At 44.2% G+C, this 11,376-nt stretch carries 12 protein-coding genes; 11 read left to right on the forward strand and 1 reads right to left on the reverse strand.

Annotated features, from left to right (window positions below; translation table 11 throughout):
- Positions 1–105 precede the first annotated feature (105 nt).
- From codB to ACETK5_RS11040, 9 genes are all read left to right on the forward strand, one after another.
- Positions 106–1,383 carry a cytosine permease gene (gene codB, locus ACETK5_RS11000; protein ID WP_100537367.1) on the forward strand — a complete coding sequence of 426 codons (1,278 nt, stop codon included), beginning with the start codon at positions 106–108 and terminating at the stop codon, positions 1,381–1,383.
- Positions 1,352–2,620 (forward strand): cytosine deaminase, encoded by a 1,269-nt coding sequence (locus ACETK5_RS11005; RefSeq protein ID WP_394055601.1) that lies wholly within the window; start codon positions 1,352–1,354, stop codon positions 2,618–2,620. The genes codB and ACETK5_RS11005 overlap by 32 nt, the downstream gene beginning before the upstream one ends.
- Before the next feature lie 387 nt (positions 2,621–3,007).
- Positions 3,008–4,039 carry a Cfr family 23S rRNA (adenine(2503)-C(8))-methyltransferase gene (locus ACETK5_RS11010; protein WP_394055603.1) on the forward strand — a complete coding sequence of 344 codons (1,032 nt, stop codon included), beginning with the start codon at positions 3,008–3,010 and terminating at the stop codon, positions 4,037–4,039.
- A 173-nt stretch (positions 4,040–4,212) separates the two neighbouring features.
- Positions 4,213–4,476, forward strand: coding sequence for a CD3324 family protein (locus tag ACETK5_RS11015; RefSeq protein WP_100537364.1), 264 nt, complete (start codon positions 4,213–4,215; stop codon positions 4,474–4,476).
- Between the two features lie 443 nt (positions 4,477–4,919).
- A complete protein-coding gene (rplD, locus tag ACETK5_RS11020) occupies positions 4,920–5,519 on the forward strand; it encodes a 50S ribosomal protein L4 (protein ID WP_394057392.1) in 600 nt (199 codons plus the stop codon).
- A 419-nt stretch (positions 5,520–5,938) separates the two neighbouring features.
- A complete protein-coding gene (locus ACETK5_RS11025) occupies positions 5,939–6,418 on the forward strand; it encodes a GyrI-like domain-containing protein (RefSeq protein WP_394057394.1) in 480 nt (159 codons plus the stop codon).
- A 12-nt stretch (positions 6,419–6,430) separates the two neighbouring features.
- Positions 6,431–6,919 (forward strand): phage tail protein, encoded by a 489-nt coding sequence (locus tag ACETK5_RS11030; protein WP_100537361.1) that lies wholly within the window; start codon positions 6,431–6,433, stop codon positions 6,917–6,919.
- The gene (locus ACETK5_RS11035) at positions 6,912–7,337 is read left to right on the forward strand and encodes a DoxX family protein (protein ID WP_394055606.1); all 426 of its coding nucleotides are present in this window, start codon (positions 6,912–6,914) and stop codon (positions 7,335–7,337) included. Before ACETK5_RS11030 ends, ACETK5_RS11035 begins: the two co-directional genes overlap by 8 nt.
- A 383-nt stretch (positions 7,338–7,720) precedes the next feature.
- A complete protein-coding gene (locus tag ACETK5_RS11040) occupies positions 7,721–8,083 on the forward strand; it encodes a hypothetical protein (RefSeq protein ID WP_100537359.1) in 363 nt (120 codons plus the stop codon).
- Positions 8,084–8,378: 295 nt separating this feature from the next.
- On the opposite strand, the gene ACETK5_RS11045 is transcribed toward ACETK5_RS11040, so the two are convergent.
- Positions 8,379–8,894 carry a hypothetical protein gene (locus tag ACETK5_RS11045; protein WP_127592891.1) on the reverse strand — a complete coding sequence of 172 codons (516 nt, stop codon included), beginning with the start codon at positions 8,892–8,894 and terminating at the stop codon, positions 8,379–8,381.
- A gap of 537 nt (positions 8,895–9,431) precedes the next feature.
- Here ACETK5_RS11045 and ACETK5_RS11050 point away from each other — a divergent pair.
- Complete coding sequence (locus tag ACETK5_RS11050; protein WP_394055608.1) at positions 9,432–10,421, forward strand: ABC transporter permease; 990 nt, start codon at positions 9,432–9,434, stop codon at positions 10,419–10,421.
- Positions 10,422–10,437: 16 nt separating this feature from the next.
- Positions 10,438–11,349 (forward strand): carbohydrate ABC transporter permease, encoded by a 912-nt coding sequence (locus tag ACETK5_RS11055; protein WP_100537356.1) that lies wholly within the window; start codon positions 10,438–10,440, stop codon positions 11,347–11,349.
- The last annotated feature ends 27 nt before the right edge of the window (positions 11,350–11,376 follow it).

Genomic DNA, 11,376 nt, shown 5'->3' on the forward strand with positions numbered 1-11,376 from the left:
GTTATGATGTACTAAAAAGAGGCTACTTGTCAGTTTAAGACTTGACGAGTAGCCTCTTTTTTCTGCTTCTTTGGTATCAGAACACTTTAACCTGGAGGTATTCTGATGAGCAAACAAGATCAAGAGTTTTCGTGGCAAGAGGTGCCGAAAACGCAGAGAAACCATTTTTGGAAGACGTTATCCGTTATGTTAGGGTTCACTTTCTTTTCGGCAAGCATGCTGGCAGGGGGGACATTGGGCGTCAGTTTGACGTTCATGGAGTTCATCGGCGTCGTGCTGGCGGGCAATTTGGCGCTCGGCATCTATACGGGAGCGCTGGCACATATTGCTGCCAAAACGGGCCTTTCCACGCATTTGCTGGCAAAATATGCGTTCGGTGAGAAAGGGTCGTACCTGCCTTCGTTCCTGCTCGGCTTTACGCAGGTCGGATGGTTCGGCGTCGGCGTGGCGATGTTTGCGATCCCGGTCGCCAAAGCGATGGATTGGAACGTGTACCTGTTGATCTTCTTGTTTGGTCTCGCCATGACGGCATCGGCCATCTTCGGCATGAAGTCGCTCGTCATTTTGGGTTATATCGCGGTTCCAGCTATTACCATTCTCGGTGGTTACTCCATGTTCGAGGGCGCAGATACGCTGGGCGGACTTCAAGGGTTGCTCGATTACACGCCGACACAGACACTCACCACGGCAGCGGCATTGACCATTTGCATCGGTTCATTCATTAGCGGCGGAACGCTGACGCCCGATTTTGCACGGTTCTCCCGGACTTCCCGGCAGGCAGTTACCGCTACGGTCATTGCGTTCTTCCTGGGGAATTCACTCATGTTCCTGTTCGGCGCTGTCGGCGCAATGGCCTATAACCTGGCAGATATCTCGGAGGTCATGTTCCTGCAAGGGTTGATCCTTCCCGCGATCATCGTACTAGGGCTGAATATCTGGACGACCAACGATAACGCCCTTTACGCTTCCGGACTGGGATTTGCCAACATCACAAAAATTTCGAAAAAATTCTTCGTTATTGTAAACGGCATTGTGGGTACCGTATTGGCCATGTGGATGTACAATAATTTCGTCGGTTTTCTGAATGTGCTGGGTGCGGCGGTACCGTCCATCGGGGCCATCATCATCGCGGATTACTTCTTCGTGAAGCGCAGAAACTATAAGCCGTTTGCCGACATGACTTTCAAGAAGGTAAACTGGATAGCGATGGTGGCTTGGGCTATCGGCGTAGCGTTCGCCCAGCTTGCCCCAGGAATAACGCCATTGAACGCACTAATTGGTACGGCGGTGGCCTACATCGTGTTAATGCTGATCGTTCCTGCCAAAGAATCCAAAGAAAAGGGGAAAAACAATGATTATACAGAACGCAAAATTGCGGGGTAAAGAAGGTTTATGGAATATCGTCGTGAACGACGGGAAGTTTGTAAAAATAACGCAGGCGCTGGAAGCGACAGGGAATGAGGAAGTCATTGACGTCAACGGCTCACTTGTGCTGCCGCCGTTCATTGAACCTCATATTCATCTGGACACCACATTAACGGCGGGCGAACCGGAATGGAATTTGAGCGGTACACTGTTCGAAGGCATACAGCGTTGGTCAGTACGCAAAGCATTCCTGACGCATGAAGACGTCAAAACACGCTCCAAAACGGCACTGAAGTGGCAGATGGCGCAGGGCATCCAGCATGTACGGACGCATGTGGACGTCACCGATCCCAGCCTGACCGCAGTTAAAGCGATGCTTGAAGTGAAAGAAGAAATGGCTCCATACATCGACATCCAGCTCGTTGCTTTTCCCCAGGAAGGCATTCACTCTTACCCGAACGGCGTGGAATTGCTGGAAGAGTCCCTGAAAATGGGCGTTGACGTGGTCGGCGGCATACCGCACTTCGAATTCACGAGGGAATATGGCGTCGATTCCATGAAGGTTGCGTTTGACCTCGCCGAAAAATACGACCGTCTGATCGACATCCATTGCGACGAAATCGATGACGAACAATCCCGCTTCGTGGAAGTCGTTGCCAAAGAAGCCTACGAACGCGGGCTGGGCTCGCGTACAACGGCAAGCCACACGACAGCGATGGGGTCATACAATGATGCATATACGTACAAATTGTTTAGATTGCTGAAGATGGCTGACCTAAATTTCGTCTCCAATCCTCTGGTTAACATCCACCTGCAGGGACGCTTCGATACGTATCCGAAAAGAAGAGGGCTGACTCGCGTCAAAGAGCTGCAGGAAGCGGGTCTTAATGTGTGCTTCGGTCACGATGACATCTTTGATCCATGGTATCCGCTAGGCACGGGCAACATGCTTCAGGTGCTGCACATGGGCATCCATGCTTCGCAGCTGCTCGGATACGATCAGATCGTGAATTCGATCGATCTCATTACGAAAAACAGCGCAAGAACGTTGCATATCGAAGATGTGTACGGTATTGAAGAAGGTAAGCCTGCCAACTTCATCGTCCTTGAAGCAGAGAACGAATATGAGGCTATACGCAAACAGGCCGGAGTGCTTTATTCGTTCAGAGGCGGCCGTAAAATCGCGGAAACGAAGCCGCGGGACACGTCGATCATTCTTGAAGGCGGTTCGGAGAAGGTCACTTTCAATAAATGACATCTAAGACTTTTTCGCGGATCTATATCAATACTTAGAACAACTAAAGAGTTCTATACCTGTAAATGACTCTTCTTGACCGTAATATAGTTATTGTGTTAAGTTTTTCATGTGATAATGATGAATAATGATGGGAGGGATAAAGTGATGACTGCTTCTGAAATTGTAGATGTAAATGTGAACCTGTCTTTTAAAGCGATGTTTGACAAGGTTCACAAAATAACAAATCAGATACCGGAACTTTATCCTTCTATGCATATATACAATTCGTGACTCATGTATAGTTAGTCTCTTACTTTTGTATAAGTATAGTTAGGTTAATGTACGCAAAAAAGCACCGGTAAGCTGGTGCTTTTTTGCGTTTTCTCCGTTAAAAGGGAGATAGATATGAAGCATTTATCAAAGTATGAGAAAATTCGTAAAATCTTATCGGCTCTAAAACAACCTAATTATAGATATTCGCAAATAACAGAGGCAATTTTCAAGAACAAGATTGGAAATTTTGAAGCAATGAACAACTTGCCAAAGCCATTAAGAAATGAATTAATCAAAGAGCTTGGAAACGAAGTGTTAAGCATCACACCAAAAATGGAGCAGAAATCCAATCAAGTTAGTAAAATTCTGTTTGCCATTCCTGGTAATGAATACATTGAGTCCGTAAGATTAAGTTATAAAACGGGATGGGAATCGTATTGTATCTCTTCGCAGTGTGGTTGCGGATTTGGTTGTACATTTTGCGCTACGGGAACACTTGGTTTGAAAAGGAATCTCACAACGGATGAAATAACGGATCAACTTCTTTACTTTACTTTGAATGGCTATCCATTGGACAGTGTGTCCTTTATGGGGATGGGGGAGGCACTTGCAAACCCATACGTGTTTGATGCATTGCATGTGTTTACGGATCCTCAGCATTTCGGTTTAGGGCATCGAAGAATTACGGTTTCTACAATAGGTTTATTACCTGGAGTAAAAAAGTTGACGAAGGAATTTCCACAGATTAATTTAACGTTCTCCCTGCATTCACCATTTAATGATCAGAGAAGTGAGTTAATGCCAATTAACAGTCATTTTCCATTAGAAGAAGTTATGACCGTGTTGGATGAGCATATTCAACAAACGAAGCGAAAGGTCTACATTGCTTATATACTTCTAAGGGGAATAAACGATTCCACTAAACATGCTGAAGCTGTTGCTGATTTGTTGCGTGGAAGAGGGTCATGGGAACATTTATATCATGTTAATCTAATCCCTTACAATTCCACTGATGCCACACCACAAAGTTTTGTAGAGTCGGATCAGAACCGTATAAATACGTTCCTTAAAATCTTGAAGTCAAAAGGAATCCATGTCACCGTCAGAACCCAATTTGGATCGGACATCAACGCGGCATGCGGTCAACTATATGGATCAAAATAAGTTTATGGAAAAATTATAGCTGCTAGGAGGGAATAACAATATTCCATAAAAATACATCTATAACACATGTGTTACTCCATGCAGAGCCGGTTTTGGGTATTTGCATGGAGTAGCCAATAGCATTTAAACTGGCTTTGCTACTTGAACTATAATTTTCAAGGAGTGAGTCGCTCGTGAGATATATTAATGCTTCTGTCGTCTTGCCGGAGGAATTAGTTGAAAAATTACAGGAATATGTTCAAGGTGAATACCTCTATATACCAGCTAGAAAAAATGAATATAAAGTCTGGGGAGAGCTGTCTGGCGCACGAAAAGAGATTAACAAAAGAAATGATGATATTCTGAATGCCTATTTATCTGGCGCTTCCGTCGAGGAGCTCTCAGAATCATTCTTTTTATCAACCTATGCTATCCGAAAAATAATATATCAGAAATAGATACCAACGTTCCCCTTCAAATGTGCTAAATCGAGCACGATTCTTGAAGGGGTTTTTTATAATAAAAAGAAGAGTTTCGGAACACTGAGTATCCACTTATAAGTTAATTAGCAACAGATATATGTTAACTAATATAAAATACTACAGCATCGTTTTGTATATAGATCATGATTTTTCAATCTGCTATCGTGTAGATGTAGGGAACATGGGATATAACCCATTTAAATTTGCACCAGGAGGGGGTCGAAGTGATGGATGTTATCGTACATACTTCGATTGCAATATAAGTGAGTAGGAAGAAAAGGTTGATTTTCTAAATCTAATAAAACAACTGATTATCATGATTTCTGCTCACTTTTGAGCTATACGTTCCTATATAAAATCCACTTTTTATGATGATAATCAGGAGGTAGCTAAGATTGTTAAACGTCTCTATTTATAATATGGAAGGTAAAATTATGGGTGAAATGGAACTTGAAGAATCCATCTTCGGCATTATCCCCAATGAATCGGTTCTGCATGAAGCTGTTGTGAACTATCTTGCGAACAAGCGTAGCGGGACACACTCGACTTTAACTCGTGGCGAAGTTAGAGGTGGTGGCAGAAAACCCTATAAACAAAATAAAATTAATAAATCTAGAGCGGGTTCCATTCGTATGCCGCACTGGCGTCACGGAGGTATTGCCTTCGGTCCCAAACCTCGTGACTATGGATATCGTCTCAATAAAAAGGTTAAACGTCTTGCGATCAAATCAGCTCTATCCGCCAAAGTACAAGATAACGAACTCATTGTAGTTGACCGTATTACACTTGAAAGCTACAGGACAAAATCGATCGTCGCCATGCTTAAAGCTCTTGATGCCAATAAGAAAGTGCTTCTCGTAACTCCTGAGGTGGATCACCTTGTGTATAAAAGCGCAAATAACATTCCTGAGGTGCAGACAACTGAAGCAAACTCGCTGAATGTATATGATATTCTTAATTGTGATACGTTCATTATAGCTAAGGATGCTATAAAAATAGTTACAGAAATATATATCTAAAAAACAAACGGAAATGAGGTGATCACGAAAAGCAAAAGAACATAAGTGAACATTTAAGTCGCAGAGCAACGAAAAACTTATTCAGTCTGGTCATATGAAAAGGAAGCCACTGGGTGAACTTTCTTGATGATGAAAACATCAAGTCGCAGATAATCCCCTTTAAGTAGACAATGTGTAAAATGCGCATTAGGTTTACTTGAAGGGGATTTTTCATGGGTGGAATACGGAAGACATCGATTACTTAGCCCATTAGATGATGGTCTAGATTGGCGCATGGTTCTCGATATACCGCATGATGATATTGATCCGTATGACCTTTTTTCATCGACTCCATAAACAGTATCACTTTTTGACACGATTTAAGAATATGATAAACCCATCAAGTAAAAAGAAATCTAAAGAAGAGGCAGGGATTGAATATGACAAATTATACGCTTGAGGAAAAAGACAGCTTTATCCTATTAGGAATTGGAACGGAGCTTCAGAGCGATTATACAGACTATGCTGGCATAAGCAAGGAGAAGGCCGACTTTTGGGAGGCCGTGAAACAAGATGGAAGGCTGGACACGTTAAAGGCCATCGCTGCAAATGACTACATTTTTGCCGTAAACGAAGCGGTGAATAACAAGATGATGTACTACGCTGGGGTTGTGACAGAGGAATCGGTACCCGAAGCAACCCGCGTTATCCAATTTCCTAAAGGGGAATACCTCGTTGTAAAAGGGGAAGGGAAGTCGGCTGATGAGTTGAGTAATAAACTTGCTGGCATTGCCTTTGGTCAAGTATTGCCGGAAGCCAAGAATTTCGCCTATGTCGGCGGGCCAAATGCAACGGTTGAGATGGGGCAGCGAAACGGCCTCGCATTTGGGGAAATGTGGATTCCCGTTGTCAGGAAATAAGGAGGGATGAACATGTCGAATATCGTTGATTTTAAAAATGTGTCTACGGTTGGTTTAGAATCTTCACCCGTAGCAGATGCGCTTGCTGGGTTACGAGCGAATGAATCCCGTTACTTTATGAACAAATATAAGCATGAATTTACGGTTGTACCCGCCAGCGAGAGTCAGGAGACCCTTGAATATGTGAACCGAATATTGAAAGAAGAACGACATCTTGAGTTTGCGGCTAAACCGTTAGAAACGTCGCGCTTTCAAGTGGATAACATCCAATTTGCCTATGTCTTTTATGAGAATGGTTTAGGACTCAATGTCATGTATACGGTGGATGACCCGAAGAAGCGGGCCGTTGGTTTTAAGCTTTCGGAGGGGATGGAGGTACCAGAGGAGTTAGAAGGGAAGTTTAAGTTTGCCAGGCAGAAGTCGAAATTAGCCGGAACCATTCGGGGCTCGTTCTTTGTAATGAAGAGAACTTATATTGATGAGGTGGAAACTAATGAATAAGATGATCGGTGTGGAAACAACGATGAAAGTAAATGCCCGTCCGCTCGGAAAAATGGTAACTTATTGGACAGTCACAGTGCTACTCGCAGCAGCTATGATGTTAAGTGGTATCGGACAACTGATGCAATTTGGAGGAAACCTCGAGTTGGTGACGAATCTGGGCTACCCATTATACGTCCTGACCATTCTCGGGATTTGGAAAGTGCTTGGAGCCATCGCTCTTGTCGTGCCAGGTTTACCTCGACTCAAAGAATGGGTTCACGCTGGTATCTTCTTTTTAATGACGGGTGCGGTATTATCCCATGCATTTGCTAACGATTATGGTGATTACGGGTTTAATCTGATCCTCCCACTTTCATACGCTGCACTAAATATCTTCTCGTGGGCGCTGCGGCCACCGAAGAGCCGCTTACAATAAGGAGATGGAGAACGTTCACGGCGATCCCTTCGTACTATCAACAATTTGTCTTGTCCCAAAAGATCTATTGGTCGGGGGGGCTATGAGCGAGAACAACCAAAGATATAAACAATGAAAGCCGCATAAGTTGCGGTTTTTTTGTTTTGAGTAGATAAGTTTTTGTCATTGAGTCATGACCAACCATCTTAAGAGAAAACATTAAAGTACAACGATAATCTTTTTATATTGATATTAGGGAAATCAAGGGTATGCCCGCTTTATCTTTGCACTTGCATACATGTTGTACACTTATATTGGAAACGAAAGCTCAGGAGTGGGTGCAGCGGCCTTTGGATTTCGCACTTACGTTCAGTACAAATACATAACAAGTGAGGTTTGAAAAAATGAAAGCTGTTAGCCCAGAACGCCAAACATTGTTGATAAAATCGATGCAGTCCACTTTAAGCAAACTCGAAAAAACCTATAAGAATATGATTGAGAAAGGATCAAATGCAACCCTCGCTAAGAAACGGCTGGATGCAGTGAAAATCGCCTTAGATAGTCTAGAAAATGCTTGGTATGGAACAGAATTTTCATACGAGAAGGAAAACATCCTTGAAGCCCGAAATGTCATAGTTGATATCCTTCCATCTGTTGAAAAACAGTATGGTCACGCTAAAGAAGGTAGTCCTCAAAAAACGTTACTTGAAAGACGCATTGCTTCTATTGAAGCAGCTATAGAAGCTCTTGATGCCCACACCCAATAAATTTTATGAGAAATTCTGGCTAGTAGAAATACACCGCCTAATGTAGCCGTGAGGGGGGTTCGAAAATGTGAATTAAAGGTAGCTGGGCTTCGGGATGGCGGTGTCAGACGACATGAATGAGATGAATAGGTTCAAACCGTACCTAGATGTTGTACAGAGGTATCCCTATTAAGATTATGATGTGGAGTCATTTAATTAAAGCATATTAAAAGACCAACTCTAATGATAAGTTGGTCTTTTAATATGCTAATGAGAGTATTCACAATGACTTAGTTATCATTTCAATCCCGGTTGTTTAATCCCAAAACTTCACAGAACCGGATCCACTGAAGCTTTCATAAACGTAAAATTCTGCCTTCTTGTTGTCCCCGTCGACATAGTTGCTAATTCCCCGATAGATCAGTGTGTCGCCAGGGTACAGAAAGTATTCATAGCCAGTCACAATTTCGTCGGTATTGCTGCCCGGATCATATTCCCGCAGCTGATACCAGGCCCCGCCGCCCGGACCGCTCTCAACCTGGAACTTGAAATCACCGCCGCCAGAGTGAACGTAGTTTGCAGGGTTTTGTGAGGAAACCGTTGAGAGTTTACCGAGGTAATCCCACTCGCCTGCTCCCATCGGGGTGACGACATCCCCGTTGGCACGAATAATCGTGATGTTAGGGGTAGATTCAACAGTTCCTTCCACAGCTCTGGATTCCAATTCGGGTTCGTCGGCAAACATCGTGGAGACGGGAGCCGCGACTATAAGCGTCAGGGTGGCCAACATAACGCGCAACCAACCGACACCCATTTTTTTTCGATCCTTCACATTCATCGTCCTCCTTATTATTTCAATGTATAAAATCAGAGATAATGTAACACACCTAGAATGTCATAACAACCAAAAATTACTAAAAATGATTTAATTATAAAAAAATGCAACTATATGTCTAAGTCTTTGGTCTCTCTATGCATGGTCTGATGACTCAGCACATGGTTGACGTGACACCACCTAGGATCTATACATCGTTCGATCTGGCAGGTTCATTAGAATTATCCTATTGGCTCGGGCAGCTAGATGGAGCGCAATATGTAACTTATGAAACTTGATAATAGGTTCATATGTTACATATTTTCCAGATCGTATATGAGCATGGATCGCGACAATTTGGATGAGAAAAAAATGATAGCAGCGGGATTTCGCCGGACAGACGGATGACAATGCACATCTTACACATTTACGATATCATGCTGTCTTCTCTACACTTTGGAATGTAAGCGTTACCTGTTATTCACTGAAACGTGATGTACGTGAGTGAACCAGATAACCTGACATGAATCGATAGGTAAGAGAGGAGGGGGAAACATGAGGGGAAGAAGACTACTTGCTGTGATATCCGGAAGACGTTCCATCCATCGCGAAACGAAGCCGCCTTATCCAGATGTAAACCAAACGTCCCTTGGTAAAAGAATCAGGGTGAACTGGGAACTCTATCTGTTCTTGGTGCCGGCCTTACTGTATTTCCTTGTATTTCACTATGCGCCGATGTATGGTATCCAGATTGCCTTTAAGAACTTTATCCCCAGCAAAGGAATCATGGACAGCCCATGGGTGGGCTTCGATCATTTCGAACGTTTCTTCAATTCCTACTATTTCTGGGATCTGCTCTGGAATACGTTCAGCCTCAGCTTCTACGAGCTGTTAATCGGGTTTCCGCTGCCGATCATCCTGGCGCTCGCTTTTAACGAAATCCGGACGGGTCCTTTCAAGAAAATCGTCCAGACCGTTACGTATGCGCCTCATTTTATATCCGTTGTTGTCATGGCGGGTATGATTATTACCTTTTTATCGCCGTCCACAGGCATACTGATCCAATTTATCAAATGGATGGGCATCGATGCGCCAAACTTTCTGTCGGATCCGGCTTGGTTCAAGACCGTATACGTTCTGTCCGGGGTCTGGCAAAGCACTGGATGGGGGACCATTATCTATCTGGCTGCGCTGTCCGGTGTCGATCCCCAGCAGCATGAAGCCGCGATAGTGGATGGAGCGAGTCGTTTCAAACGATTGTTGCACATCAACCTGCCGGCCATACTCCCGACGATCACCATTTTGTTGATTTTGAACATGGGCAATATTCTTACGATTGGCTTCGAAAAAATACTGCTGCTGCAAAACTCACTGAATATGGAGTCTTCCGATGTCATTTCAACTTATGTTTACCGAACCGGTCTGGTAGATGCGCAGTACAGCTTCTCGACAGCCGTTGGCCTGTTCAACTCCGTTATCAACGTCATTCTACTGGTAACGGTCAACCGGATTGCTAGACGCACCAGCGAGAACAGCCTATGGTAGAAAGGAGGGAAGTACATTGGTTACCGCAATGAAGGAATCGAAGTGGGACAAGATTTTTCTTGGCAGCGTCTATGTCTATTTATCCATTGCTCTGATTGTTGTTCTGTATCCGCTCATTTATATTCTCAGCGCATCGATCAGCAGCCCGCAGCAGGTGAATTCCGGTGCGATGTGGCTGTTTCCCAAAGAGATTACCTGGGCCGGATACCAGCTGGTCTTCGAAAACCCGAAGATTTGGAACGGATATCTGAACACGATCGTTTATACTGGGATAGGTACGCTGTTGAACCTGGCCGTGACACTGCCTGCAGCCTATGCACTCAGCAGGTCAGATTTGGTCGGTCGTCAACTGTTCTTGGGATTTATTCTGTTCACGATGTTTTTTACCGGGGGGCTTGTGCCAACGTATCTCGTCGTCCGGAATTTGGGGCTGATCAACTCGATGGGGGCGCTCATTCTTCCCGTAGCAGCATCGGTATGGAATATCATCGTTGCCCGGACATTCTTCCAGTCGACGATCCCGAAGGAACTGCAGGAAGCGGCATATATGGACGGCTGTACCAACCTGAAGCTGTTCGCCCGCATTATTCTGCCGCTGTCCGCGCCGATTATTGCAGTCATGGCATTGTTTTATGGAGTCAGTCACTGGAACAGCTATTTTCCGGCTCTGATCTATCTCAACGATGAGAGCAAGTATCCTCTGCAGATGGTACTACGGCAAATTTTGGTTCTTCAGGAAATGACGGCGGAAACGACTGGTGCCGGAATCAGCGGGGATGCGGCCAGGGCAATGAATTCCAAAGCCGAAACCGCATCCCTGATCAAATACGGGGTTATCGTCGTATCGACGCTGCCGATTGTGGCTCTCTATCCTTTTTTACAGCGTTACTTTGTTCAAGGGGTCATGATCGGTTCTGTAAAAGGATAATGTAAGCGTTTTATCAAAAAGAGTTTG

Origin of the sequence: Paenibacillus ilasis, from assembly GCF_043195395.1 — a bacterium.
GTDB classification, from domain to species: domain Bacteria; phylum Bacillota; class Bacilli; order Paenibacillales; family Paenibacillaceae; genus Paenibacillus_AQ; species Paenibacillus_AQ lautus.

What these genes read in the sequence shown, in the direction of transcription:
- ACETK5_RS11050 (WP_394055608.1), top strand. Translation starts at nt 9,432, where the DNA reads ATGAGGGGAAGAAGACTACTTGCTGTGATATCCGGAAGACGTTCCATC.
- ACETK5_RS11025 (WP_394057394.1), top strand. Translation starts at nt 5,939, where the DNA reads ATGACAAATTATACGCTTGAGGAAAAAGACAGCTTTATCCTATTAGGA.
- codB (WP_100537367.1), top strand. Translation starts at nt 106, where the DNA reads ATGAGCAAACAAGATCAAGAGTTTTCGTGGCAAGAGGTGCCGAAAACG.
- ACETK5_RS11010 (WP_394055603.1), top strand. Translation starts at nt 3,008, where the DNA reads ATGAAGCATTTATCAAAGTATGAGAAAATTCGTAAAATCTTATCGGCT.
- ACETK5_RS11035 (WP_394055606.1), top strand. Translation starts at nt 6,912, where the DNA reads ATGAATAAGATGATCGGTGTGGAAACAACGATGAAAGTAAATGCCCGT.
- rplD (WP_394057392.1), top strand. Translation starts at nt 4,920, where the DNA reads ATGGAAGGTAAAATTATGGGTGAAATGGAACTTGAAGAATCCATCTTC.
- ACETK5_RS11040 (WP_100537359.1), top strand. Translation starts at nt 7,721, where the DNA reads ATGAAAGCTGTTAGCCCAGAACGCCAAACATTGTTGATAAAATCGATG.
- ACETK5_RS11005 (WP_394055601.1), top strand. Translation starts at nt 1,352, where the DNA reads ATGATTATACAGAACGCAAAATTGCGGGGTAAAGAAGGTTTATGGAAT.
- ACETK5_RS11030 (WP_100537361.1), top strand. Translation starts at nt 6,431, where the DNA reads ATGTCGAATATCGTTGATTTTAAAAATGTGTCTACGGTTGGTTTAGAA.